The organism is Kitasatospora sp. NPDC127035 (assembly GCF_042726075.1).
Classification (GTDB): domain Bacteria; phylum Actinomycetota; class Actinomycetes; order Streptomycetales; family Streptomycetaceae; genus Kitasatospora.
Window position 1 is genome coordinate 23,315 of sequence record NZ_JBHXDN010000074.1, and the last position, 24,138, is coordinate 47,452.

20 protein-coding genes and 5 pseudogenes are annotated in these 24,138 nt (G+C 69.4%); 10 read left to right on the top strand and 15 right to left on the bottom strand.

The window, feature by feature from the left end:
• The first annotated feature begins 299 nt into the window (after nucleotides 1-299).
• A complete protein-coding gene (locus ACFWIC_RS34380) occupies nucleotides 300-494 on the top strand; it encodes a hypothetical protein (protein ID WP_380520827.1) in 195 nt (64 codons plus the stop codon).
• A 234-nt stretch (nucleotides 495-728) separates the two neighbouring features.
• The gene (locus tag ACFWIC_RS34385; protein WP_380520828.1) at nucleotides 729-1,055 is read left to right on the top strand and encodes a DUF4145 domain-containing protein; all 327 of its coding nucleotides are present in this window, start codon (nucleotides 729-731) and stop codon (nucleotides 1,053-1,055) included.
• Between the two features lie 287 nt (nucleotides 1,056-1,342).
• On the opposite strand, the gene ACFWIC_RS34390 is transcribed toward ACFWIC_RS34385, so the two are convergent.
• Nucleotides 1,343-2,575 carry a hypothetical protein gene (locus tag ACFWIC_RS34390; protein ID WP_380520829.1) on the bottom strand — a complete coding sequence of 411 codons (1,233 nt, stop codon included), beginning with the start codon at nucleotides 2,573-2,575 and terminating at the stop codon, nucleotides 1,343-1,345.
• 164 nt (nucleotides 2,576-2,739) lie between these two features.
• Here ACFWIC_RS34390 and ACFWIC_RS34395 point away from each other — a divergent pair, with 164 nt between their 5' ends.
• From ACFWIC_RS34395 to istB, 3 genes are all read left to right on the top strand, one after another.
• A complete protein-coding gene (locus tag ACFWIC_RS34395) occupies nucleotides 2,740-3,132 on the top strand; it encodes a hypothetical protein (protein WP_380520830.1) in 393 nt (130 codons plus the stop codon).
• A gap of 133 nt (nucleotides 3,133-3,265) precedes the next feature.
• Nucleotides 3,266-4,906: an IS21 family transposase gene (istA, locus tag ACFWIC_RS34400; protein ID WP_380520855.1), complete on the top strand. Its 1,641-nt coding sequence runs from the start codon at nucleotides 3,266-3,268 to the stop codon at nucleotides 4,904-4,906.
• Nucleotides 4,903-5,706, top strand: coding sequence for an IS21-like element helper ATPase IstB (gene istB / locus ACFWIC_RS34405; protein ID WP_380520831.1), 804 nt, complete (start codon nucleotides 4,903-4,905; stop codon nucleotides 5,704-5,706). Before istA ends, istB begins: the two co-directional genes overlap by 4 nt.
• Nucleotides 5,707-5,719: 13 nt before the next feature.
• On the opposite strand, the gene ACFWIC_RS34410 is transcribed toward istB, so the two are convergent.
• The 4 genes and pseudogenes from ACFWIC_RS34410 to ACFWIC_RS34425 form a co-directional block, all read right to left on the bottom strand.
• Nucleotides 5,720-6,169, bottom strand: coding sequence for a hypothetical protein (locus ACFWIC_RS34410; RefSeq protein ID WP_380520832.1), 450 nt, complete (start codon nucleotides 6,167-6,169; stop codon nucleotides 5,720-5,722).
• Between the two features lie 194 nt (nucleotides 6,170-6,363).
• Nucleotides 6,364-7,155, bottom strand: a complete 792-nt coding sequence (locus ACFWIC_RS34415) for a DeoR/GlpR family DNA-binding transcription regulator (protein ID WP_380520833.1) — start codon at nucleotides 7,153-7,155, stop codon at nucleotides 6,364-6,366.
• A gap of 35 nt (nucleotides 7,156-7,190) precedes the next feature.
• A pseudogene (locus ACFWIC_RS34420) lies at nucleotides 7,191-7,601 on the bottom strand (NUDIX domain-containing protein); the annotation flags it as partial.
• Nucleotides 7,598-7,981 carry a DUF4406 domain-containing protein gene (locus ACFWIC_RS34425; protein ID WP_380520834.1) on the bottom strand — a complete coding sequence of 128 codons (384 nt, stop codon included), beginning with the start codon at nucleotides 7,979-7,981 and terminating at the stop codon, nucleotides 7,598-7,600. The pseudogene ACFWIC_RS34420 and the gene ACFWIC_RS34425, both read right to left, overlap by 4 nt.
• Before the next feature lie 48 nt (nucleotides 7,982-8,029).
• Here ACFWIC_RS34425 and ACFWIC_RS34430 point away from each other — a divergent pair.
• The 4 genes and pseudogenes from ACFWIC_RS34430 to ACFWIC_RS34445 form a co-directional block, all read left to right on the top strand.
• Nucleotides 8,030-8,248, top strand: a pseudogene (locus ACFWIC_RS34430) (DeoR family transcriptional regulator); the annotation flags it as partial.
• A 936-nt stretch (nucleotides 8,249-9,184) separates the two neighbouring features.
• Nucleotides 9,185-9,406: pseudogene (locus ACFWIC_RS34435) on the top strand (cation acetate symporter); the annotation flags it as partial.
• 1,458 nt (nucleotides 9,407-10,864) lie between these two features.
• The gene (locus ACFWIC_RS34440; protein ID WP_380520857.1) at nucleotides 10,865-13,054 is read left to right on the top strand and encodes an alpha-L-fucosidase; all 2,190 of its coding nucleotides are present in this window, start codon (nucleotides 10,865-10,867) and stop codon (nucleotides 13,052-13,054) included.
• 704 nt (nucleotides 13,055-13,758) lie between these two features.
• A pseudogene (locus tag ACFWIC_RS34445) lies at nucleotides 13,759-13,968 on the top strand (group II intron maturase-specific domain-containing protein); the annotation flags it as partial.
• 24 nt (nucleotides 13,969-13,992) lie between these two features.
• Here ACFWIC_RS34445 and ACFWIC_RS34450 read toward each other — a convergent pair.
• The 10 genes and pseudogenes from ACFWIC_RS34450 to ACFWIC_RS34495 all read right to left on the bottom strand — a co-directional run.
• Nucleotides 13,993-14,199: pseudogene (locus ACFWIC_RS34450) on the bottom strand (IS5/IS1182 family transposase); the annotation flags it as partial.
• A 270-nt stretch (nucleotides 14,200-14,469) separates the two neighbouring features.
• Nucleotides 14,470-15,186, bottom strand: a complete 717-nt coding sequence (locus ACFWIC_RS34455; protein WP_380520836.1) for a hypothetical protein — start codon at nucleotides 15,184-15,186, stop codon at nucleotides 14,470-14,472.
• A gap of 150 nt (nucleotides 15,187-15,336) precedes the next feature.
• Nucleotides 15,337-15,924: a TetR/AcrR family transcriptional regulator gene (locus tag ACFWIC_RS34460; protein ID WP_380520837.1), complete on the bottom strand. Its 588-nt coding sequence runs from the start codon at nucleotides 15,922-15,924 to the stop codon at nucleotides 15,337-15,339.
• 86 nt (nucleotides 15,925-16,010) lie between these two features.
• Entirely contained in the window at nucleotides 16,011-16,517 is a 507-nt protein-coding gene (locus ACFWIC_RS34465) for a hypothetical protein (protein ID WP_380520839.1), read from the bottom strand.
• Between the two features lie 83 nt (nucleotides 16,518-16,600).
• Nucleotides 16,601-18,043, bottom strand: coding sequence for an APC family permease (locus tag ACFWIC_RS34470; protein ID WP_380520841.1), 1,443 nt, complete (start codon nucleotides 18,041-18,043; stop codon nucleotides 16,601-16,603).
• A complete protein-coding gene (locus tag ACFWIC_RS34475; RefSeq protein WP_380520843.1) occupies nucleotides 18,036-19,994 on the bottom strand; it encodes a primary-amine oxidase in 1,959 nt (652 codons plus the stop codon). Before ACFWIC_RS34475 ends, ACFWIC_RS34470 begins: the two co-directional genes overlap by 8 nt.
• A 782-nt stretch (nucleotides 19,995-20,776) precedes the next feature.
• Complete coding sequence (locus ACFWIC_RS34480) at nucleotides 20,777-20,905, bottom strand: hypothetical protein (RefSeq protein ID WP_380520845.1); 129 nt, start codon at nucleotides 20,903-20,905, stop codon at nucleotides 20,777-20,779.
• 198 nt (nucleotides 20,906-21,103) lie between these two features.
• Complete coding sequence (locus ACFWIC_RS34485; RefSeq protein WP_380520847.1) at nucleotides 21,104-21,430, bottom strand: transposase; 327 nt, start codon at nucleotides 21,428-21,430, stop codon at nucleotides 21,104-21,106.
• A gap of 388 nt (nucleotides 21,431-21,818) precedes the next feature.
• Nucleotides 21,819-22,031 carry a helix-turn-helix transcriptional regulator gene (locus ACFWIC_RS34490; protein WP_380520849.1) on the bottom strand — a complete coding sequence of 71 codons (213 nt, stop codon included), beginning with the start codon at nucleotides 22,029-22,031 and terminating at the stop codon, nucleotides 21,819-21,821.
• A complete protein-coding gene (locus ACFWIC_RS34495) occupies nucleotides 22,028-22,447 on the bottom strand; it encodes a hypothetical protein (RefSeq protein ID WP_380520851.1) in 420 nt (139 codons plus the stop codon). Before ACFWIC_RS34495 ends, ACFWIC_RS34490 begins: the two co-directional genes overlap by 4 nt.
• Before the next feature lie 916 nt (nucleotides 22,448-23,363).
• Here ACFWIC_RS34495 and ACFWIC_RS34500 point away from each other — a divergent pair.
• Nucleotides 23,364-24,056 (top strand): hypothetical protein, encoded by a 693-nt coding sequence (locus ACFWIC_RS34500; RefSeq protein ID WP_380520853.1) that lies wholly within the window; start codon nucleotides 23,364-23,366, stop codon nucleotides 24,054-24,056.
• Nucleotides 24,057-24,138: the final 82 nt, after the last annotated feature.

Sequence of the window (24,138 nt, forward strand, 5' to 3'; positions counted from 1 at the left end):
GGCCCTCGTCGCGACGTGGGGTTACGTCAGGGGCCTGGGCACGGTCGCCACCTAGTGCGCGTACACCCGCGGGTGGGGGGCCCGCCGCGGGGGGCGGGCCCCGACCCCTCACCCCGATAGGAGTCCTGAAGTGAAATCGCTGTTCATGGCCTCGTTCGTTGCCGCGACCGCGGTGGAAATCGTCGTCGTGGTGGCACTCCTGCGTCAGGTCTGGCGGCAGAGGCGTCAGGCCGCGCGGGAACAGCTGGTGGTGCGCGCCTCCGGCATCGTGACGGCCGCGAGCGTTCTTCGGCGGCTCCATGACCGTCGCCGCGCTCGTGGCCCACGGCTGGGAAGGGCTCGACGGGGCCGACACCCTGCTCTACGCGGTGACCTTCGGCATCGTCACCGCAGCCCTCGTCGAGCGGATCGGGAACAAGTCCGCGGCGAACCTCGCCTACGTCCTGCCCGCCGGCTTCGGTGTCCTCGCCGGACTGGTCGCCAACGCCGTCTGATCCCGGCGAGCCGGGGCACGTCACCACCACGGCGGGCCCGCCGGCCCCACGGGCCGGCGGGACGTACGGCGCGTTTGTGGAGCGGTGCAACGGCCTGGCCTGGTACTGGAGGCCCCGCTGACCGCGGCCAACGCGGGCGGAAACCTGCACACCATCTGGCAACTGTTCCACCGACGGGCGAACCAGTTTCGGTTGACCTGGGGGGCGGGCCGCGGCCCGCCCCCCAGGGGCCTTTTGCCCACGTCCCGAGCCGCCATGTACCGGGCCGCGGTCGAGGAACTCTGCAAGGACCGGGGCGCGGAGGGCCCGAACCTCTTCAAGAAGATCGAGGACCTGGTCAACCGCGGCGTCAGCCGTGAGATCGTCGACGACCTCCACGAGGCCCGCTTCCTCGGCAACTGGAGCCTGCACGACGGGCTGGAGTTCTCGGCAGAGGAGGTCGGCGACGTCGCCGAGCTGATCACCGAGGCCGTCCACGTGCTGTACGTCCAACCCGAGGAGCGCCGGGCGATGCGCAACGCCCGCAATGCCCGGCGGGACCCGTTCAGCTCCAGGCCGTGAGACGGAACGGAGCCGGGGCGGGGCCCCGGCTCCACCGCTACGCCTCGCCCCGGCTGTCGAGGGCAACCACGGCGGGGTCGGTGTGCTGGAGCCGGGTACGGACCGCGACGCAGTCCCCGACCGGCAGCGCGAACCACCTTGGCAGGGGTTCGCCGCATGCGGCAGGGGACGTTCGGCCGCGGGCATCGGTCCCCGGGGGTGGGCTCGGGGTAGAGACGGGGAGGGCCCCGCACGGAACCGGGAGGCCGGGGTTCACGCGCGGGGCCGCATTCACGGGGTGGGGGCCGTCAGACTCCGGTCAGGGTGTATGTACCCGTTCCGTCCGGCCGGCCGCTGGAGTACTGGCGGATGAGTTCCCCGTCCGCGTACCGGTCGTGGCCCATCATGGAGCCGGTGTACTTGTTCTGCAGACCGATCTTCGTGCTGCCGGGTACGTCGCGGTAGATGTAGAACCGCTGGAGGTCGTCCTCCGCGCAGGTGGCCGTCGTCAGGTAGGCCCGCTCCTGGTTGGCGATGTTCGCGGGGATGGTCGCGCATCCGCCGATGCCCCAGTTCCAGAGGGATGCCTCGATGACGCCGTTGTGCTCGGTCACGTTGCACAGTCGCCAGTTGTCCAGGTGGGCGCTGAAGATGGTGGATGCGCGCAGGCGGATGCCGTCGTTGGCCAGGAGCGGTGCGCTCCAGTTCAGGACCTTGCCGGGGACGTCGATCCTGTAGACGGCGGGTTGGCAGGTCAGGGCGGCGCGCGTGGCGGGCTTGGCGGCCTGGGGGGCCTGCATGTTCTGGGTGGCTGTTGCGGCGTTGTCGGTGTCGTGCTTGGCCTGGTCGGCCTTGGCCGAGGGGACGGGACCTGCCGGGTGCTTCGCGGCGGCGGCGGGGGAGCCGCAGTCCAGCAGGCCCTTGGCCTTGGCCATGATGCTGTTGGCGGGGACCGTGTCCTCGCAGCGCACCGCGCCTTCTTCGAGGGCGGTGTAGGTGGTGTAGCTGCCGGTGTCGGGACCCGCGGTCCACTTCAGGCCGTAGGTGCCACCGCCCAGGTCGGTGCGGTTGCAGTTGAGGCTGCCGTAGGTGCCGGTGACCTTCTTGGTGCCCTTGTAGAGGCCGTAGTAGCCGGGCTCGAAGAAGTTCCAGGAGACGGAGTTTGACTCGCTGCTGGTGGAGGAGTAGTTGACCTGCACGTTCAGGCCCAGGCTCGCGCCGACGCTGCCGAGGGCCTCGACGGCGAAGCTTCCCTGAACGGTGCCGTTGAGGCCGACAGACACCGAGATGGTGGTCTGGGTGCTGGTGGTGACGGTATGGCTGCCGGTGGAGCCCTGGGTGACGTACCAGCCCTTGAAGTGGGTGATCGTCGGGGTGATCTCGGTCGTCTTGATGATCGGGTGGCGGGCGCCGAGATCGGCCGCCGTACAGGTGTCGCCGAGCCGGGGCGCCGTCGTGGTGGCGGGTGCTGCGGCCGCCGGTGAGACGGCGAAGCCCACGGCGGCGACCGCCCAGGCGGCCGCCGTAGCGGTCACTGCCATGAGTGACCTGCCAGTGCGGCTGACGGGTCGTTCGGGGCGCGTCATCATCCATTCCCCTCTGGTCGTGTATATGTCAGGTCAAGGGTGAATGTAGTGACCGCGAGGGCATGGCGTGAGGCCGGAACCGGCCACAAAAGTTCGTGGATGGGCCTATTCCTCCCCTTGTGTACACCGTTGCCGGGCCGTTTCGATCCTCGGTGAACCCGTGCGCCACCGAACAGGGGGACCACCCTTTGAAACATGTCAGGCAACTGCTCGCGGCCGTAGCCTCGCTCGCCCTCACCGCAGCCCTGTGCGCCCTGGGCGCCCAACCGGCCGCCGCCCAACCGCCCACGAGCCGTACAGCCCCCCAGGGCCACGGCGACTGTACGCAAACCGGGCCCGACCTCCGGCGCGAAGGCATGGCCTGGACCTGCATCAAGACGGGACCGGCCACCGCCTCCGCCCTCGCCGCCGTGCCGGCCGCAGCCCCCCGGGTGGCCCATGCCAACCCGGGGGCGGACCTCTGCCTCAAGGACGACCCGAATACGCCCTTTGGCTTTAATCACCAGTTGTGACGTCAGTTGTTCACGAGTTTGGGAGGCACCCCGAACCACGGATGGGTGATGTTCACGAGTTTCGACGTCACCGGGGTACTTGCCAGGCCAGCATCGGGAGTGCTCCTGGTGAAAGGCCCTGGTCATGCCGCAGATGTCGAAGGTCGAGCTGTACGCCGCGATCCGGCGTGACCACCGCGGCGGCATGAAGCTGCGGGAGATCGAGCGCAAGTACAACGTGTCGTGGCGGACGATCAGGAAGGCCGTGGACTCGGTCTGGCCGGAGCCGCGGAAGAAGCTTCCGCCGCGCGCGACCGCGCTGGACCCGTACAAGCTGGTGGTCGACGGGATCCTGCGGGCTGACCTGGACGCGCCGCGCAAGCAGCGGCACACGGTCACTCGGATCTTCCACCGCCTGGTCGAGGAGCACGGTGCCGAGGTCTCCTATCAGCAGGTTCGGCGCTACGTCGCGGACCGCAAGCCGCAGATCCTGGTGGAGTCGGGCAAGGCCCCGATCGAGGCGTTCGTCCCGCAGACGCACCAGCCCGGGATGGAGGCCGAGGTCGACTTCGGCGACGTGACGGTGAAGCTCGCCGGCGAGCTTGTGACCTGCTACCTGTTCTCCTTCCGGCTGTCCTACTCGGGCAAGGCCATTCACCGCGTCTTCGCCTCCTGCGGGCAGGAGGCGTTCTTCGAAGGCCACGTCCACGCGCTGCGGGTGCTGGGCGGGGTCCCCCGAAGCAAGGTCCGCTACGACAATCTGAAGGCCGCCGTCGCCCAGGTGCTGGGGCTGAGCCGGGCGCGGGTGGAGGCCGAGCGGTGGGTCGCCTTCAAGTCGCACTTCGGGATCGAAAGCTTCTACTGCCGGCCCGGCATCGAGGGCGCCCACGAGAAGGGCGGTGTCGAGGGGCAGATCGGCTACTTTCGCCGCAACCACTTCGCGCCGGTGCCGGAGGTCGAGTCGCTGGCGGAGCTGAACGAGCTGGTCGAGCAGTGGGATCGGCACGACGGGCGGCGCCGGATCGGGTCGAGGGCGCGGACGATCGACGAGTGCTTCGAGGACGAGCGTCCGCGGCTGCTGCCGCTGCCGGAGGACCCGTTCGAGACGGGGCGGGTGTTCACGCCGCGGGTGGACCGCTACGGTCAGATCGCGGTCCGCACCAACCGCTACTCGGTGCCGGTCCGCCTGATCGGCAAGCGGGTCAGGGTGCTGCTGCACGCCTCCCACCTGGTGGTCTACGACAGGAACGTCGAGGTCGCCCGGCATGAGCGGCTGATCGCCAAAGGCGCCTGCCGGCTGGAGCTGGACCACTACCTGGAGGCCCTGGTTCGAAAGCCGGGTGCCTTCCCCGGCGCGACCGCGCTCGACCAGGCCCGCTCCGCCGGGAAGTTCACCCCGGTCCACGACGCCTGGTGGGCCGCGGCGGTCAGGGCGCACGGCGACGCCGAGGGCACCCGGGCGCTGATCGAGGTGCTGCTGCTGGGCCGTTACCTCGCACACGAGCACGTTGTCGCCGGTCTGGCCACCGCCCTGCAGGCCGGGGCCCTGACCGCGGACGCGGTCGCGCTGGAGGCCCGCAAGGCCGCCCAGGCCGAGGACGAACCGGCCGTCGGGGTCCACGCATCGCGGGCGGCTGCCGGGCCGGGTGGGGCGAGCGTGACGTTCCTGCACGAGTGGAAGCTCAACCACCTGCCCCCGGACACCAGGCCGCTGCCCTCGGTGACCCACTACGACCAGTTGCTCCGACACCGCCGCACCGGCGGCGGTGACCTGCGAGAGGGAGAAGCGCCATGACCGCCATGCTGCCCCGCCAGCGCAACCTGACCGAGCAGGCCGCGACCACGGCCATCGACACCGCCTGCAGGCTCCTGCGGCTGCCGTCGATCCGCAACGAGTTCGCCGACATCGCCGACCGGGCGGCCAAGGACCAGATGACCTACCGCGGCTTCCTCGCGGAATTGCTGATGGCCGAGTGTGACGACCGGGCCCGCCGCCGCTCGGAGCGGCGGATCAAGGCCGCCGGATTCCCCCGGGACAAGTCACTGCGGACCTTCGACTTCGACGCCAACCCCAACATCGACCCCGCCGTGATCAACACCCTCGCCAGCTGCGAGTGGATCAAGAAGAGCCAGCCGCTCTGCCTGATCGGCGACTCCGGCACCGGCAAGTCCCACATGCTCATCGCCCTGGGCACCGAGGCCGCGATGCAGGGCTACCGCGTCCGCTACACCCTCGCCACCAAGCTGGTGAACGAGCTGGTGGAGGCCGCCGACGAGAAGCAGCTGAACAAGACGATCGCCCGCTACGGCCGCGTCGACCTGCTCTGCATCGACGAACTCGGCTACATGGAACTCGACCGCCGCGGCGCCGAACTGCTCTTCCAGGTGCTGACCGAGCGCGAGGAGAAGAACAGCGTCGCCATCGCTTCCAACGAGTCGTTCGGCGGCTGGACCAAGACCTTCACCGATCCGCGTCTCTGCGCGGCCATCGTCGACCGCCTGACCTTCAACGGGACCATCATCGCGACGGGCACCGACTCCTACCGCCTTGCCAGCACCCGGGCGCGGGCCGAGGAACCGGCGAAGGCAGGCTGACCGCGACAGGCTCCTACTCGACGGTCCTCCGCCCTCCGGGCGGAGGACCGTCGCCGCCTTTCGGCGGCCCAAGCTCCTCGCCCGGTGGGATGAAGGTGTCTGCGCTGTCGGCGTCCTCGACATGGCCGTTCGCGTCGACCGTGATAGCCGTTGCCCGCCCGTTCGACGTGATCAGCCACGCGAGGACCTGCTCGGTCAGCGCGGTTCCGCCGGGACCCTGGTCCGTCCAGTGAGCCCGCCATCCTCCGCCGGGCACCGCGGCGACGACCTGGTCGGCCGGCTCCAGATGGGAGAAGTCCTCATAGTCCGTCACCGGACGAAGGGCTCCTCGCTGCCGGTCGACCACCAGCGCTGCCCCGGTGGCCTGGTCCCAGCTCTCCACACGCACCATGCGACCGATCTCAGTCTCGGTGCCGTTGAAGATCGCGATCCAGCCGGTCTGATTGAAGTAACGGAGATCCACAGCCCCATCATCTCGAACAGCAAAGGGCAGCCATCAGGGCCCCGGCTCACTCTGCACGTCACCAGTTCTGCCTCTACACATCGGCGAGTGCTCAGGCGATCCCCATCGCCGCGGGATGACGTCATCTCTGGTGAACATTCGCAGCGCTCAAGATCGTCAACTGCTGCCCAAAGTGCTGCCCAATCGCTGCTACTTCACGTGAACGAAGCCAAGTCAGCGATCACGAATTCGCCGACTTTGTCAGCCAACAGGGACTGCGCCCCAGTTGGCATTCCAGCGTCAGTGATGAAACAGGCCACCTGGTCCAGCTGCGCGAAGCTACTCAGCCCGACCGTTCCCCATTTGGTGTGGTCGGCCGCTACTACGATCTGGCGCGCCCTGGAAATGAAGGCGCGATTTGTTTGGGCTTCGGCCACGCTTGGGCTGGTGAGACCTTCGGTTTCGGTGACACCGTGCGTGCCGAGAATCAGCAGGTCGGCATGCAGCGAAAGAATCGCGTGCTCGGCAATAGGCCCCACGAGCGCCTGGGAGCGGGTCGACGCACCGCCGGTCAGCAGAACCACGGGCGCCTGGACCCCCGGCGCGGCGTGACCCCGAAATAGCTGTTCAATGGGAAGCGAATTGGTGAGGATCGTCAGATCAGAAGTATCCAGGAGCCGCTTGGCCACGGCGAAGGTCGTCGTCCCACCATTGAGGGCGACGACACTACCGGGCCGGACGAGTGCAGCGGCGGCATCGGCAATCGCCGACTTCACCGCGGACTCCCGGGTCGACTTCGCGTCGAAACCCGGGTCTTCTGTGCTGGTCGCGGCGACGACCGCTCCCCCGTGGACCTTTTCCAGGATGCCCGTCTGTGCCAGCGCGTCCAGGTCGCGGCGAATGGTCACGTCCGAAACACCGAGGGACGTGACAAGGTCCGCCACCCGCACAGCTCCTTCCCGCCGAACCGTGTCGACGATCAGAACGCGGCGCTGGTGTGCAAGCATTCCTCGATCCGCCACGACGCCCCCAGACCTCTCGGCGGTCCGAGGGTGACGCCGAGTTCCTCGGCGCTCTCGCGTCGGACGGCGGTGGGCGGGTCGTCCGCGTCGAGCAGTCCTGCGGCGGCTTCGACGAGCATGCCGTCGGGGTGGTCGTTGACGTAGGCGGGGTAGCGGAACTGGCGGGTGAGCAGGACGCGACCGCGTTCGGCGTCGTAGGGCAGGACGACGGCGCCGTTGCCGCGGTCGTAGGTCTCGCGCTGCTGGGTCTCCCAGCGTCCGTCGCGGCGGCGGTAGTCGAAGGTGGTGCGGCGTAGGACGTGCCAGCCCCGGGAGGTGAGCTCGACGTCGCGGACCCGGATGTCGGGGTTGCGGTCCAGGCCGCGTCCGGCCCGGTCGAGGCCGGTGCGGCCGCGGTGGTCGGGGGTGTCGGTGCCGGGGCGGCCGGTCACGTGGTCTCCTGCGGGGTGCGGCGGGGGATCTCGGCCACGTCGTGGTAGATGGGGAGGCCGCGTCGGCGGGCGATGGCGACGTCCTGGTCGGCTCCGGTGGAGTCGCCGGGCAGGCGCAGTACGGCGTCGCAACGGGCGAGCAGGCGCTCGGCCGTGGGGTAGAGGACCTGGTCGGCGAGGGGGTCGGTGGGGCCCGCGCCGGCGGAGCGCAGGACGGGCAGGGCGATCCACTCCCCGATCGCGGGGAGGTGGCCGGCGGCGAAGACGGGCCAGGCGGCGGCTTCGAGGCGGGCGAGGTTGGCGGCCATGGCCTGCGGGTCGCCGTCGGTGCCGGATCGGTAGGGGCCGGCGATGAGGATGAGCATCGGCTTGTCGGTCATGGGCGCTACACTACATGCAGAAACGTGCAAGAACAGGAGAGAATGCGGATGTTGGCTGCTGAACGGCGCGAACATCTGCTTGGTCTGCTGGCCCGCGAGGGCAAGATCGTCGCCAAGAATGTCGCCGCCGAGCTGGGGATCTCCGAGGACAGCGCGCGGCGCGACCTGCGCGACCTCGCCGCGGACGGCCTGTGCCAGCGGGTCTACGGCGGCGCGCTTCCCGTCTCGCCGGCGGCGGTGGACTACGCCGCCCGGCAGAGCGTGGCGATCATCGACCGAAGCACAGGCCACTCTGTCACCTTCGGGTGACGTCATTTCTGGTGAACATCCGCAGAGCTCAAGATCGCCAACTACTGCCCAAACCGCTGACCAATCGCTGCTACTTCACGTGAACGAAGCCACTTCGACGAGCATCACGCCTTCACGTCCCCATCAGCGGATCTGGCCGTGGGCGGCTCGACTTGTCAGGCACGTGATGTCTCTCTCGATTTCACGACACTGTGGCTGGTCCGGGTGCACGGCTGCCGGGGACGGGCAGGCCGAAGGTGCCAGGGACGGGAAGGCGGCGTCGCCCGGTGTCCGGACGCGACGGGGCCAGGCATCCGGATCTCCCGGCCGCGCAACGGCGCGATGCCCCGCGACACAACCGCGTACTCTCCGGAAGTCCGAGAGTCCACGAGGATCGCCGGAGCGGCCGCGGGTCATGCTGGGGCCGGCAGCCCGACGACCGGCTGCCTGGCCGTTTGCCGTGGCCCGTCCCATCGGATCCGACAGGGGTGATGCCCTACACGACGGCTCTATGGCCGCCGGCACCGGCCTGACCCTCGACACGCCATCGTCACCCTGGCGCGCCGAAGTCAGCAACAGGCGGCCCGTCCTGACGGCCGCAGGGTACTTGATCATTTCACCTCGATGCTGGTGAACGGAGGAGAACGGCTGATCCGGGTAGGGAGCCGAGGCGCAGTCGCCGGGCCCCGTACGCGGTCCCCGTGTTGGGTGTATCCGAGTCTTGGCCCCGCCGGGAGCTCGGGGTAGCGTCGAACTACCTGCTCGGATACCTGTTCCGATCCGTCTGGGGGAGCTCCCAGCGGGCAGGCACACCACAGGACTTGAGCCTCATCCTCCTCCCACGCCTCGAACTCCGGGCGTTCCCGGCCCGGAGCCCGCTGTTCCCGCGGGCCGGGACAGTCCTGTTGTGCGCCCCTCGGTGCTCGGGCCTTCTCCACCGTCGTCTCCGGCAAGCCGACCTCACTGCTCCCCGACAGCGACTTCCACTGGTTCCCCCTGGAGAACCCCGGCCTGGTCTCCATCCCCATCGGCTTCCTCGCCGGCGTGATCGGCACCCTGCTCTCCAAGGAGAAGGCGAACCCCGCGAAGTACGCCGAACTGGAAGTCCGCTCCCTCACCGGACTCGGCGCCCACTGACCCGACCGAACACCCCGACCGACGGCCTCAAGGGCCTGCCCGATGCAGTTCACCGCGACCTGGCCCGGGCCACGGCACAGACGTGTGTGATCAGTCCGATCCGGGCGTCTCTCAGGCCGGCGTCCAAGCGGGACCACCCCAAGCCGGTGCCCTGGGCCATGAGGAGCACGATGTGGCCAGCCGAGGTTCGGGCGACAGCCGCAACGGCACCTCGCCGAGGACGGTGCTGACCGATGTGACGCAACCGCGGCGTCGATGACGCCTGAACCGTTCGCTCATCTCCGCCCCCGGCGCCCGTTCCGGCACGGCCCGGGTGAACCGGGTCAGCAGTCCGACCGCGCCCAGCAGGGCCGCCTCGTAGGCATCGGTGCGGTCCTTCCGCCGCTCGACGACCAGCGGTCAGGGCGGCCCGGCGGCGCAGGGGGCTCCGCTCCTGGACATGGGTGGTTTCTCCCGGGTGGGTGGGCGAGGGGCGAACGTCGAGACCGGCCGGCCTGCGTCCCCGCGAGGTGTGAGGAGCGTGGAGTGCCGCCAGAAGTGCACGAGATAAGTCATAAACAAACACAAGTCGACAGGCAAAGAGAATGACACCCGGGTCGCCGCCATGTGTCAAGAGTTGGTGCGAACCTGGGGCCGACAGGTCGAGAAGCTCCCCGTCCGGCGCGTGAGGTGGAGCTGTCGTGGCGGCGATGCGCCGACCGGCGGCCGGCTCGCCCGGTACCTATGGTTCACCTACTGCTTGACCGCGCCGAAGCCCAAACGTGTCCAACCGTTTGTCGCCTGCGAGCTGCTAGGTGTGGGCAAATAGACGCTCCGTCAGATTTCGTCGCTGTGTGTTCAGGTGTCGTTGCGGGCCCGTTCCCTTCCGGGAGCATGCTCGGTCGTCGGCTCCCTGAGTTCCGTCGAGGCGGCACGGGCATCGATGCGGCCCGGTCTACGACGGGCCGGGGGCCGACGGACGGATCCTGGCGCTGTATCAGTCCGAGTTCGGCAGACGAATCGGTGTTGACTTCTGATTGATCGACCGACGTATGTGACATGCCACGTTTGATTCAGCCGGCTGATCTGCCTGGCACGCGGAGCCGCACGTGCCACCTACCCCTCCCAGCCCAAGGTGGACCCATGGCCGATTCCTCGACCAGCCGTTCCCGGCTCTCGTGACGGCAGGGGGTGCGTCTCGCACGCACGCTGTCCGCCAGCTCGGACGGCGCGAAGAGCGACCGCGCGGGCATCGCGCCCGTCAGCGGGATGATCTCGACGCCGTCCGCAGAAGCACGGCAGGCGATGGAACCACGCCACGGAGTGGGGCCGCCCGGCCCCTGTTCGCCTGCTCCTCGAACCGGTCCTGACACTTCCGGACGGCCCCACGAGTAACACGTCCCTTCCTTCAACCATCCCGAAGGAGTTCCCGTGTCCTTGTCCCGACGTACCTTCCTGAACGCCGCCGCCGGCGTCGCGATGGCGAGCAGTTCCGGCCTGCTCGCCTCCGCACCCGCACGCGCCGCGACTGACGCAGCCGCCGCCGGACCGTACACGCCGACCTGGCCCTCGGTGGGCCGGCACACCGCCGCACCCGAATGGTTCCAGGACGCCAAGTTCGGCATCTACTTCCACTGGGGCGTCTTCAGCGTCCCCGCGTACGGCAGCGAGTGGTACCCGCGAAACATGTACCAGACCGGGTCCGGCCCGAACGAGCACCACATCGCGACCTTCGGAACCCCGGCAGCCTGGCCGTACCACACCTTCATCGACGGTGGCCGCGACAAGGCCGGCACCTTCCACCAGTTCGCACCGAAGCTCGTCTCCCAGGGCGGCCAGTTCGACCCCGACGAATGGGCACGGCTGTTCAAGGCCGCCGGCGCCCGCTTCGCCGGGCCCGTCGCCGAACACCATGACGGCTACTCGATGTGGGACAGCCAGGTCAACGAATGGAACTCCGCCGCCCGCGGCCCCAGGCTCGACCTGCTACGCCTGTTCACCGACGCGATCCGCGGTGAGGGCATGAAGCTGCTGGTCGCGATGCACCACGCCTACAACTTCACCGGCTACTACCAGTTCACCCCCGCCCAGAGCGACCCCAGCCTGAAGAAGCTCTACGGTCAGCTCGACCGGACCGCCGCCAACCGGCTCTGGTACGCCAAGCTCAAAGAGGTCGTCGACCGCGCCCATCCCGACATCATCTATCAGGACTTCAACCTCGACGAGGTCGACGAACAGCGGCGCCTGGACTTCCTGTCCTACTACTTCAACCAGGCCGAGGACTGGGGCAAGGAGGTGGTCTCCACCTACAAGGAGCACTACCCGAGCCCCGGCGAGGTGTACGACTTCGAACGCGGCGGGCCGGGCGATCTGCGCGAGCCGTACTGGCTGACCGACGACTCCGTCAGCGGCTCCAGTTGGTGCTACACCACCGGCATCGGCTACTACTCCACCCAGCAGATGATGCATGCCCTGCTCGACCGGGTCAGCAAGGGCGGCAACATGCTCCTCAACGTCGCCCCGACGGCCGACGGCACCATCCCCCAGAGGCAGCGCGACATCCTGCTCGGCATCGGCGACCACCTCACCCGCTTCGGCGAGGCCGTCTACGACACCCGCGTCTGGACGGCGTACGGGGAGGGCCCGACCGCGATGGGCGGCGGCTCCTTCACCAAGCCGGTCGTCGGCACCGCCAAGGACATCCGCTTCACGCGGGACAAGGCCGGTACCACCCTCTATGCCACCGCCCTCGGCTGGCCCTCCCAGGGACTGACCGTCACCTCCTGCTCCCGCAAGCGCATCGACCTCACCGCCCTCACCGGCGTGCGGTTGCTCGGCCCCGCAGCCGGGCAGTCCACCGAGGTCACCGGATGGGCCCAGGACGCCGATGGCCTGCGTATCCCGCTGCCCACGAACGCACCCTTCCCCGCCCACGCCTACACCCTGCGGCTCACCTTCGCCAACGCCATCCCGCCCCTCACTCCGCCCACCCGCATCACCGCCTTCCGCGACGTCGACTTCCACGGTCCCCGCGCGACACTCCCGCTCGGCAGCCACACCGCCGCCCAGCTCCAGGCCGCCGGCATGGCACCCGCGAGCATCTCCTCCCTCCACGTCCCCACCGCGTACCGCGTGGTTGGCTACCCCGGCGACCAGTTCACCGGCACCCCGTGGACGTTCACCACCGACACCGCGGACCTGCGCATCACCGGGGCCAATGACCGGATCCGCTCGCTGCGGGTCACCCTTGCGCCCGAGGCATGGCTGTGGATCACCAACACCGCGACCGGTATGGCCGTCGACGGCGGCGGCGACGTGCGCGCCGGGTCCCCGGTCAAGCAGTGGACCGCGAACTCCAGCACCAACCTGCAGTGGCACGCGATCGACCTCGGCACCGGCCGCTACCGGCTCGTCAACCGCACCAACGGCCTGGTCGTCGACGCCACCGGCGTCGCGACCGGCGGCACCGCGTTCCAGGAGATCTGGGACGGCGGCGCCGGCCAGCAGTGGACGATCACCGACCTCGGCACCGGCGCGTACACCATCGCCAACCACGGCAGTGGCCTGCTCCTCGACGGAGCGGGCGCGCGCAACAACGGAGCCCCGCTCAAGCTCGTGGCACCCCGCACCGACGCCACCCTGCGCTGGACGTTCCGCACCGCCCCCTGAACCAGCCGCAGTCGCCGGCCACCGCGACCGCCTGTTGGGGGAGGGCCGGGCGGGGACCGTCTCCTCGACCTCGCCCCGGCCCGCCTCAAAGACTCCGGACTGGTCCGCGGGCGCACCACCCAGCGCACCGACTCCACCCACGTCCTGGCCACCGTCCGGGACTTCACCCGCCTCAAGCCGGTCACCGGGGCCGTGCGCGCGGCCCCGGAGGAACTCGCCCGGGCGGCCGGCCGAGCGCCGGCCGTCCGGGTCGGCGAGGACGGGGGGCCGCCGCTACGGCCGACCGGTACGTCCGGCCACGCACCCACCCGTCCCAAGACCCGGATCGCTGCCACCGGGTGCAGAGGACCGCCGTCTGATCGAACACCTCAGTCGGGACGCCCATCCTCTGGTAGGCCCTGCACCGCCGCCCCTCCGCCGACCTCCTCCAACCCGCCGGCCGGCCCGGCGCCGCCGCCCTGCGACCAGCAGCGATCACTGGGCAAGCCGGCATCGGGCACACGTCCGGCCAGGCGGGGCGCTGGCCGGGTGGCACGGCCGCTGACACCGGTCGCGCCGAAGCGGAAGGAACTGCCGACGCCACCTGCCCCTCCCACCCGGAAATCCCCCGAGCGTGCCACCGCGGCCCGGGTCAAGACGGACGGCCGCGGCCGGACCGCAGAGCGCCGACAACCACGACCGTGCCCGACCGGTCCGCCGATGCGGTGACCCCCGGGCGCACGGCCCGGCGGCAGAACGTCGGCCTGGCGCTGACAGTCCTGCCGCACCGGCTGAACTCGGTGCTGCGGGGCTGGTGCGCGTACTTGCGTCCCGGGGTTTCGAACGTCGCCTTCTGCTACCTCAGCCACTACGTGTGGATGCGGGTCGTCCGGTGGATACGGCGCAAGCACCCCGGGATCACGTGGAAGCAGCTTCGCCGCCGCTACTGCGGAGGCGGCGTAGAGGTCGGCGTCGTGGCTGACGGGCCGGCCGCCCTTGCTGTCCTTCTTCTTCCGGTTGGCGGCCTGGTCCTCCTTCTCCGGGATGACCGCCTTGATATGGCGACCGCGTAGGTGTGCGCGGTTGCCGCGGGACGAGTAGGCCATGTCCCCGGCGACCGCGTCGGGTCGGGTGCGGGGGCGACCGACAGGCCCGCGGACCCGCACCTCTCCAGTACGGGGATGACGGGCATGGAATCGTTCGTGGTCGTCGGGCCGCCGTACTGCCGAGATGGCGGGGCGCCACGTCCAGTTCAGAGTGCGCTGCCCTGCAGTCAGCTGGACGAAACATCCCCATGGGGCTGTCGTCGGCTTCTGGGAACAGGTTCTCGCCGGCCACACGCACCCGAAGACCGCCACGGACCACCGCACGGCGTGCGATCAGAGATGGGTTCCGCCCCTACTGCGCCGACCTGAACGGTATTGGCAACTGAAGGCCTACCGAGGAGGTTCCTCTGCCCAGTGCGGCCGGGGTGCGGGTTGGTCCGGCATCGGCTTCCACGGCTGCGCGGCCGATTGCGGGCTCGGGTCCGGCGAGGGTGAGGCGCCCATGGTGCGAAGCCGTGCGAGGTTGGCAGCCTGTCGTTGCTCCTCGACCGTACTGCCGTACGGGTTGGAGGGGGCTTGGGGCGGCGGTGCGGGGCGGCGGCCGGCTGCCAGTCTCAGGCCGTGACCGCACCGGTCCTGGGTCTGGACGATGTGCGAGGGGGACGGCGGCTCGGGCCAGATGGTGATCTCGTAGTCCTCGACGAGTGAGCTGACGACGCCGTCGGGTGCGGTGTCCCGGCCGCGGGCCTTGACGAGGATGCGGTACCAGCCTGGGCCCTGCGCGCTGAGAAGGGGAAGTCCGGGCACCGGACCGTCGGAAAGCGAGTCGACGCGCAGACTCCCGCGCGGGGCGTGGACGCTCGCCTCGACGATCTCGCTCCAGCCCGGCTCCGGGCCTTCCCTGTCGCCGGGGCGGGCGGTGAGAACGGTGACATGCGCACGGACCGGCCCGGTGTGGATGCCGGTGTGGACACGAGCACCTGCGGTCATGGTGATGACCAGGCCGGTGGAGTAGTCGTCTTCCGCGCCGACCGGAATGACGCTGGCGTCGAGCAGGCCGAAGGATCGCTCGGAGACCTGGACGAGGACCGGACTGGCGCTCGGCACTGGGACTCCTCTCGGGGGGCTGGCTCCGGAGTAGGGGGTTCGGCGGGCCGCTCGCCGGGCGGCGGGTGGGAGCGGCCGGTGCACCGCGTCCGTGCGGTGCGGGGGCGCGACCGCATGGTTGACGCAGATGGAGGCAAGCCGGGTATGACGTCAGGGCGCCAGCGCACCGAGAAGTTCATCGAGAACCGCTTCCTGGCGCTCCGCAGTGGCGGCGGGGGCGAGGAGGGCGTTGATCTGCAAGCCTATGAGGGCGGCGAGGAGGCTGTCGATGACAACCTCGTCCGGGGTGGCGGTGGTGACGTCGCCGTCCAGCCGGGCCTGTTGGAGGTAGCCATGCATCTGCGCCCGCCAGGTGGTCATGACGGCCTCGTGGACGGCAGCCATGCGTTCGTCGTGCAGGGCGCGATCCCAGAAGGCGATCACGACACGGGCTTCCAGGAGCCGCAGCTCGTCGAGGGGCATGATCTCCCGACAGAGCAGGCGTAGCGCCGAGAGTCCCCGCTGTTCCCCTATAGCCTGACGGGCCCGGACGTTGGTGGCGTCAAAGGCGTACTGGAAGGCGGACTGGAGGATCTCGTCTTTGTTCCGGAAGTACCCCGACAGGGCGCCGTTGGCGTATCCGGCCTCGGCCGCGAGTTCCCGCATGGTGACGGCGTCCAGCCCGCGGCGCGCGATCAGGGCCCACACCGCCTCGACGATCTCACGGCGCCGGGCCTCGTGATCGACGACCTTCGGCATGCGCCCCATCCCTCCCGGCCCCGTCCCGCTCTCCGGTCCGACCCTAACGCACGTGGCACCTGGCCAGAGAGGGAACCAGGGGTGGTTCAGGCAAGCGTCGCGGCCATGCCGACGACCATGACCAGGCCACCGGATTCGCTCAGCACCACGCTCCGGTACGGCAGTCGGCGCCGTGCGGCGCGGTCCACCGACCAGATAGACGAGACCGAGACGGTGCGTCGAGGTGGGCGGCAGCCCGTGCGACGGCCCAGCAACCGGTCAGGAGGAGGAAGAGCCTCGGCTCCCAGGCAGCGGATCCGTGATGTCCCGTCCGCGTGGCAGGCCCGGGCGGAGGCCGCCGCGGTGAGGACGGCCATGGCCGCGAGTTCCACGACGCCCCCCGGACGACGTGCGGGGCAGCCCGCGAAAGCGGTCCACAGACAGGCCGCCGCGACAGCGGCGGCCCCGGCGAGGAGAACGCGGGGCCGGGCGTGCAGGGGCACCATCAGCACCAGCACGGTGAGCGCGATCGTGTGAGGTGCCCAGGGGCGGACCGGTCCGGGCAGGTGTCCGGCGAGACAGAGAGCCGCCCCCTCCGTAACGGCGAGGGCCAACGCGTCATGGACGCGCGCCCCTTTCCGGTCACTGGTCGGGGGCGGCGGGGCCCGGCCCGGGAGCCGGACCCCGCCGCCGGGTTTCAGTCCGTCGGGCCGCTGCGCCGTCGCCGTACGGCCGACAGGGCGCCGGCGGCGAAGGACAGGATCACGACGCCCTCGAAGAGACGGGCCAGCGTGGCGGATCCACCGATGAGGGTCGTGAAGTTGTCCAGCACGAGCCACGCCACCGCGCACAGGCCGAGCCCGCCCAGCACCGGGGCGATCCGGGTGTGCCAGAGGCGGGGGTCGGCGCCGCCCCGGCCGAAGAAGACCAGGATCGCGACGCTGACCAGGATCATCAGCACCAGCACGCCGAGCGTGGCCAGGCCGCTCATCCAGGTGAACAGCTGCAACACCGGATCGGCGCCGACCAGGGCGAACGCAGCGACGACCACGGCGGCCGAGGCCGTCTGGACCAGCGAACCGACGTGCGGGGAGCCGTGCCGGTCGTGGCTGCGGGCGAGCGCCGAGGGCGCGCAGCCTTGGCGGCCGAGGGAGAACAGGTAGCGGGCGATCGCGCTGTGGAAGGCGAGCAGTGCGGCGAACAGACTGGTGAGGAGCAGGATCTCCATGAGGTCGGAGGCCGCGGTGCCCACGTACTGACCGCCGACGGCGAAGACCAGTTCCGCGGTGTTCTCGGCGGCGGCGCCCTGCACCTTGTCGGTGCCGACGGCCAGCACGACCGCCCAGCTCGCGAGGGCGTAGAAGACACCGATGAGGACCACGGCCAGGTAGGTGGCCTTCGCGACGCTTCGCTTGGGGTCGCGGGCCTCTTCACCGTAGATGGCGGTGGCTTCGAAGCCGACGAAGGAGGCGACCGCGAACATCACCCCGATGCCGGGTGAGCCGGCCGAGAAGGAGTGCGGGGTGAAGGAATCGAGGTTGATGCCGTCGGCGCCGCCCTTGACCAGGACCGCGACGGTGACGACGGCGACGATGCCGACCTCCAGCACGATCAACAGCGACAGGACCTTGGTGCCGACCTCGATGTTGCGGTAGCCGAGGACCGCGACGAGCAGCAGCAGGATCCCGCTCCACGTCCACCACGGGAGGTCAGGACCGCCGTACTTGGTGACCAGTCCGCCGGCGGTGACCCCGGCCAGGCCGTAGACGCCCGCCTGGACGGCGCTGTAGGTCAGCAGGGCGAGGCCCGCCGCCCCGGCGCCGGTGACTCTGCCGAGGCCGGCCGTGACGTACGAGTAGAAGGCGCCTGCGTCGACGACATGGCGGCTCATCGCCGCGTAGCCGACGCTGAACAGCAGCAGGACTGCCGCGACGAGCAGGTAGGCGGCGGGGATGCCGGGGCCATTGCCGATGGCGAACATGACGGGCAGCGCACCGCCGACGGCGGTGAGCGGCGCGGCTGCCGCGACGACGAGGAAGACGATTCCGGTGACGCCGATCGAGCCACGCAGGCCCGACGCGGGAGTGGTAGCGGTGGCACCGGTGGTGTCGGTAGCGGGTTGTGAGGTCAGGTCAGCCATGGTGGTGGCCCTCCGGTGCGCAGCAAGCGTGGCCGGACGGGGCCGGGGGCACGTCGAGGGTGGGGTTGCGGTCGAAGAAGCCGACCGGCTTGAGTTTGAAGCCGGTGTAGTCGACCGGCATGATCGGCCAGTCCTCCGGCCTGGGAGCGTGGGTGAGGCCGAAGGTGTGCCAGACGACGATGTCCTGGCCGTCGATGTCGCGGTCGGCGGCGGCGTACGCGGGCAGGCCGGCCCCGCCGGGGTGCTGGTTGACGAAGTCGCCGGCCGGGTAACGCTCGGCAGGGTCGTAACGGGTCACCCACAGGTGCCTGGTCGCGAAGGCGGCACGGGCGGCGACGGACGAGGCCGGGTCGGCGAGCAGCGCGGGCTTGCCCTCGGGGAGCAGTGCGTACGCCACCGGGTGGCCGAGGCGGTTGAGGGATCCGGGGTTGGAGATGTGCCAGACGCGGTCGACGCCCGCGTCGGCCATGCGTTGCGCCTCGCTCTCCCGGGTGAGCGGTGTGCGCCGAAGGGCGAAGGCGTTGCCGCGTGGGTTGTCCGGGCCGATCGGCACGCGGGCCGTCTCGATCTCCTCGACGCGGTTGGCAGTGCCGTCGACGGCCATGTCCAGGCGGGCGCTGAACAGGTGCTGGTGGTACGGCGCCCCGAGGCCCGGGGCGATCTCGGTGGCGTAGGGATGATCGCCGCCGGGGTGGGCGGAGGTGAAGACCACGCCGGTGGCCTTTGCCTCGAACTCGATGGTGCCGTCAAGGTAGAGGTACCAGTAGAAACCATAGTCGTAGTTGCCGACCGTGGTGAAGAAGGAGATCACCATGCGCCGCTGGCGCCGGGTCTCGGCGGAGCCGGCCCACAGGTCGGTGTGCTTCCAGAGGATTCCGTAGTCCTCTTCATGCATGCAGAGGGCGTTGGGGAGGGTCTTCGGGGCGCCGGTCTCGTCGGCGATGACCGCGTCCAGGTACGTGATGTCGCCCAGGCAATCGCAGCCGAGCCGGAGGGCGTTGGCGTAGCGGCCGATGAGGTATTCGCCGGTGTCGAAGTAGTTCTGCCAGGACCGCACCCTGGAGGGGTCCGCGTAGGGGACGACCATCTCGGCGATCGACGCGCGGTGGACGACCGACCGCCCGGCGAAGGCGAGCTGATTGAGGACCAGGCCCTCGCGGGCGTCGAATCCGACGCGCAGGGACCAGTTCTCCCAGGTGAGCAGGTTGCCGTCGAGGGTGAAGCTGGGGCCTTCGGGCTGGGTGATCTCGATGGGCTTCTGGGTGGTGCGTAGGGGTCCGGTGACGGCGGGGTCGTCGAAGTTGCCCGCCTCGGTGGGCACGGGGACGGGGCCGAAGTCGAGGACACGGTCGACGGTTCGGTTGAGGACGTCGACGTAGGCGACCAGTCCGTCGACCGGATGGGCCCAGGCGTGGTCCGTGTCGTGCTCCTGGACGAAGGCGAGGCCACGCAGGACGCGGCGCCCGCTCTCTTCGGGGTACTCGTCGGCGTAGGAGCCGGCCGACAGGGGCGCGACCCGTACCCGCGCGACGTCCAGGTCCCGGCTCCTGAGCGCTGCCAGCCATTGCCCGTCGGTGGCCAGGATCTCCTCGACGAGCGCGAACTCCTGGTCAAGTATGGGGAGTTGGCCTTCGGTGGCAACATCGATGGCGCGCTCGGAATCGACCCTGCCATGGGTGACGGAGACGATCGCGTCCCGGGCCGGGCCACCCGCCGGGTCCGTGTCGAGCAGCAGCACCCTCACTCGGCGGTCGACCGGCACTCCCGGCGCGTGGGCGAGCAGTTCGTCCTTGGCCGGCTCTTCCAGCCCGAGGTAGGCGAAGCGGGTTGATGCCGTGACGAGACCGGCGTCGGTGAGTGTTCGGCGAGCGGCGTCGATCTCCACGGGGGTGAGGGAGTCGAGCGGATGGACCTCTATCGGGATGCGTGAGGAAAGGGGCAGGACGTCCATGGGCGGTCTTCCTCCGGGGGTGTGCCGAGCGTCTTGTGGCGGGCACCGACTCTGCGGGGGCGGCGGTCGGCTATTTCTCTACGCTCGTAGAGAAAAGATGCCCGGGGTGCGTTTCACCCACGGCCTTCACTCGTTTCCCTTCCGTTAACCGACTTGGGGGCCGCCCACGGCTCTGGTCTGCCTCAGCGCACGATCGGGGCAGGCGCGATCAGGGCACAGACCTGCCGGACCGTCCGGGCCTCGGCACTGCGCCGAGGCGGAGCGCGGCACGCCGGGCGATGACGTTGCGGCGCAGCAGCTCCTTCCGGGCGACCGTCTCTCGGAGCTCCAGGAAGTCGGGCTCGTCGAACGCGAGGTCACCCCCGACCCTCCGGTCGCCGTGACCTGCCGGCCGACCGAACGCGGCATCGGCCCCGGCTCGGCCATGGACGCACGGCGGATCTGGGCCGGGCACCCGTCGACGACGGACATCTCATCCCGCACACGGAGGCAGCCGAGCGCGTGACGGAGTCGAGCCAGATCTGAACCGGCTGAGCGCGTCTCGGCCATCTCGTCACGCGCGAGGACGGTGAACCCCGGGACCAGTGGACGCCACCGTGGCACTGCGCACGGATGCGGCATGTCGAGCCTCGATATCCCCGAAGTGCAGCCGCCGCACCTCTGCTTCACCGAACCGGCCTCCGACGTGACACCACTCGTCGACAACACTCACTCGTGCGTACCAGGTCTCATCGGCCTCAGGGAGCACGCCGAACTCCTCGACGGCACCTTCGAGTTTGGCCTCACCTTCGACGGCGGCCGGCGCCGGCGGCACCGAGCGAGTCCACGTGCGGACCCTGCGCCGGCACCTCGCCGAACTCGGCGGCGGCCCGGGCGGTGAGTGACAGAAGCCCGCCGACAGTCAAGATCAATTGGCAAACGGTCACGATCGCCCGTCAGGGGATGCCAAGGGGTGGACGGGCCGGGCACCAAGGTGTCCGGCCCGCGCCCCACCAATGAATTGACCTGCGGCGTCTTCCGACCGTGACCTGGCTTCCAAGGTTTCCGACGATTCCTTGGAAGACCGTCAAGATGGCCGGCACCGGCCGGGGCGACCATTACTGAGGTTTTCAGGGTGGGGTCGGTGAGTTGATGACCAGGCCGGTGGCGGTGAGGCAGCCGTCGATGAGGTGCGGTCGGAGCTGGATTCTGCGTAGCTCGCGGCGGAGTTCGCGGTCGAGGTCGTCGGGGGTGTCGAAAGCGGTGTTGGCCGTGGCTCTGCGCACGAGTGACCAGACGACTTCGACCGGGTTCAGGTCCGGTGCGTATGCCGGGAGGCGGACGGTGGTGAGCCAGTCGTGTTCGGTCTCGTAGCGTTTCAGCCCGGCGGCCAGGTGGGTGTTGACGGCGACGTTCCGAATCGCAGGCTGAGGTCGGTCACCGTCACCCGGATTCACTGTCGAGCAGGCGAATGATCTCTATTTCGCGTTCGTGCGACGAAAGAGCCGACACATTAACCTCCGGGTGTTTCCGGTTGATGTCTTGGCGCGAACGCTAAGCCGCCGGAAGTCGCATGGTTAATGCTCGTGAGAGAAATGGACCTTCATCGAATTTCGAAAGATGTCGCCCTTCTTTCGTTTCGCGGCGGGATGGCTCGTGGGTTCACGAGGACCACCGGACTCGGCCGCCCGGGGGGAAGCGCGTCCACTGGCCCACGCCACCCATCGACCGCCGGGCCGGATCCGCAGACGGGGGGCACCCTCAGGCGCGGCGGGTCGGGTCCACAACCGTTTCCGTCAGTGGCGCGACGTCGGTGTCTTCGAGGTCGCGCTGGAAGCGGACCGTTCACGTTGTAGGGTCCGTGTCTTCGTCCGGGAAGAAGAGGCCCTCGATCGGTTCGCCGAACACTGCGGCGATCTTGAATGCGAGCGGAAGGCTGGGATCGTAGCGGCCTGTTTCGATGGCGTAGATCGTCTGCCGGGACACGTCGAGGCGGTCGGCAAGGTCGGTCTGGCTCCAGCGTCGCACCACCCGCAGTTCCCTGAGCCGGTTCTTCATCGGGTTCGCGACGTCTTGAACAGCAGGGCTGCGATCCAGATCAGGATGCTTGCGAGGAAGCTGGTCTGGACCATCTGTCGCAGGTCGCCCACCCCGGCCGCCTGGAGGAGCCCGACGGTGTAGATCGCTGTGATCAGCACGCCGAAACCGATCGCCAGGGCCTCGAGCTGGCAGCGGCGCTGGTACTCGTCCGCACGACGCAGGCCCCTGACCACGGCCCGGACGATCCACAGTCCCGGGGCGAGGTTCAGCAGCGACCAGAACAGCTTCCACGAATCCGCCGAACCGAAGAGGCCGAACTCCGCGATCAAGCTGAGCAGCCCGAGGGCGACGAGCGCCGGCAACCAGTCGAGCAACCACGCGCGGGAACGGACCGTGTCGCTTCGGCTCTGACGGTTCTCTGGTGTCTTCTCCATGCGAGAAACGTAAAGGAGCCTTGTCGAAATGTAAATGGACCTTGTCGGATGGACAAGGGTGGTCGATGTTCTCAGCCCGGCTGAGCAGCACCGTGGCGCCGGCGCAGAACCGTGGTCGCCGCCACGGCCACCCGAGGGCGGCTTCGCGGCTCCGGCCTCGACCGACGATCCGCTGGACCGCCGCTACCAGCGCCCGCCGGTAGCGCTGCTCAGCGTTCAGCAGCAGCTCTAGGGGCCGCAGGGGCGCGAGGTCGGGGCGGAAGCCGGTGCACCAGATCGCGGTGTCGCAGGGCCAGTTGCTGCCGTCGGGCCACACCGGGCCGTCGCGGTCGAGGCGGCTGAACACGGGGTGCGGGACGAGGAGTCCGGCGTCGCGGGCTTCGCGGACGGGCGGGACTGCGGCGATGTCTCTGAGGTCGCCGATGCGCGGACTGTCGCCCTGGACGCAGTGGGTAGCGATATCCAAGAGGACTTGGCCGTTGATCTCGCCAGGGAGGAAGCGGGCGGAGCGGAGGGTGGCCCACTGGAAGGCTGCGGCGCTGCTCGGAAGGGCGACGACATCTCCTCAGACAGCAGTGACCGGTCCACTCGCTCCCTTGGGCGGGCTGCCGGGCTGGATCAACGTAGTTGTGGAGGGATCAGCGCCCGCAGTCGTGCTGTTGAATACCACCTATGGACTACGACCTCACCCGATTAAGCACTCGGGAGTTCGAGCAGCTCACTCAGGCGCTTGCGAGGTCGGTATTCGGACCTGGGGTCCGCATCTTCGGCGACGGCAAGGACGGCGGCCGGGAGGCGACGTTCCGCGGCCCCACGGCTTACCCTCACGAAGGTCAGCAGTGGGGACGGGTGCGGGGTTGTACAGGCGAAGTTCCGTCAGCGGTCGAGTTCCGCGATCAAGCCCGATGTCGGCTGGATGGAGGATGCCGTCCGGGCGGAACTTGCGGCATGGGCGAAGGAAGGCAACCAGCGCGGCGAACTGCCCCAGTATCTACTGTTCACCACCAATGTGGTGCTCTCCCCAATCCCCGCAGTTGGCGGTGTTGACCGCGTCGAAGTTCTCATCCGCAGCGAAGCGAAGCGACTGGAGATCCCGCTCAAGGGCTTCGATGTGTGGCACTTCGATGAGATCTGCCGCTATCTGGAACTTCACGACGGCGTTCGCCGCGCCTACGCAGCATTCACCACACCCGGCGATGTTCTCGCCCGCATGCTTGAAGCCCTGCCCGAGGCGGTTCCCGAGACCTCGGAGATGATCCGAACACACGCCAGCATGGAACTGGTCGCCGATCAATGGGTGGGGCTGGGTCAGGCCGGGGCCCAGCCGGGTAGCGGCAAGATCAGCCTCGGACCGGTGGCTGTCGATTTGAAGGCGCGGAACTCCGCCTGCGCGGTGGCGGGCGCCGCCGCATACGTGATCGAGCGCGGGGACAGCGTGATGCGCCCTTCGCTGAAGACAGCGGCGGATCCGCGGCACATTCTGCTGGTCGGTGGTCCCGGTCAGGGGAAGAGCACTCTTGGGCAACTGGTCTGCCAGGCATACCGCGCAGCGCTGTTGACCGGCGAGGATGGAGAAGGAGAAGCCTTTCTCAGCTCGCTAGTGCTGTGACCGCATTCGTTCACCGGGTTGCTTGATCACGCGGCGAGGACGGGCCTGCCGCCCCAGCGCAGACCCTTCTCACTGCGGATGC

Excerpts from the sequence above, each read along its gene's own strand:
- istB (WP_380520831.1), top strand. The coding sequence starts at position 4,903 with ATGACCGCCATGCTGCCCCGCCAGCGCAACCTGACCGAGCAGGCCGCG.
- ACFWIC_RS34495 (WP_380520851.1), bottom strand. The coding sequence starts at position 22,447 with ATGGAGAAGACACCAGAGAACCGTCAGAGCCGAAGCGACACGGTCCGT.
- ACFWIC_RS34460 (WP_380520837.1), bottom strand. The coding sequence starts at position 15,924 with ATGCCGAAGGTCGTCGATCACGAGGCCCGGCGCCGTGAGATCGTCGAG.
- istA (WP_380520855.1), top strand. The coding sequence starts at position 3,266 with ATGTCGAAGGTCGAGCTGTACGCCGCGATCCGGCGTGACCACCGCGGC.
- ACFWIC_RS34470 (WP_380520841.1), bottom strand. The coding sequence starts at position 18,043 with ATGGCTGACCTGACCTCACAACCCGCTACCGACACCACCGGTGCCACC.
- ACFWIC_RS34440 (WP_380520857.1), top strand. The coding sequence starts at position 10,865 with ATGGCGAGCAGTTCCGGCCTGCTCGCCTCCGCACCCGCACGCGCCGCG.
- ACFWIC_RS34500 (WP_380520853.1), top strand. The coding sequence starts at position 23,364 with ATGGAGGATGCCGTCCGGGCGGAACTTGCGGCATGGGCGAAGGAAGGC.
- ACFWIC_RS34415 (WP_380520833.1), bottom strand. The coding sequence starts at position 7,155 with ATGCTTGCACACCAGCGCCGCGTTCTGATCGTCGACACGGTTCGGCGG.
- ACFWIC_RS34380 (WP_380520827.1), top strand. The coding sequence starts at position 300 with ATGACCGTCGCCGCGCTCGTGGCCCACGGCTGGGAAGGGCTCGACGGG.
- ACFWIC_RS34425 (WP_380520834.1), bottom strand. The coding sequence starts at position 7,981 with ATGACCGACAAGCCGATGCTCATCCTCATCGCCGGCCCCTACCGATCC.
- ACFWIC_RS34475 (WP_380520843.1), bottom strand. The coding sequence starts at position 19,994 with ATGGACGTCCTGCCCCTTTCCTCACGCATCCCGATAGAGGTCCATCCG.
- ACFWIC_RS34490 (WP_380520849.1), bottom strand. The coding sequence starts at position 22,031 with ATGAAGAACCGGCTCAGGGAACTGCGGGTGGTGCGACGCTGGAGCCAG.
- ACFWIC_RS34390 (WP_380520829.1), bottom strand. The coding sequence starts at position 2,575 with ATGGCAGTGACCGCTACGGCGGCCGCCTGGGCGGTCGCCGCCGTGGGC.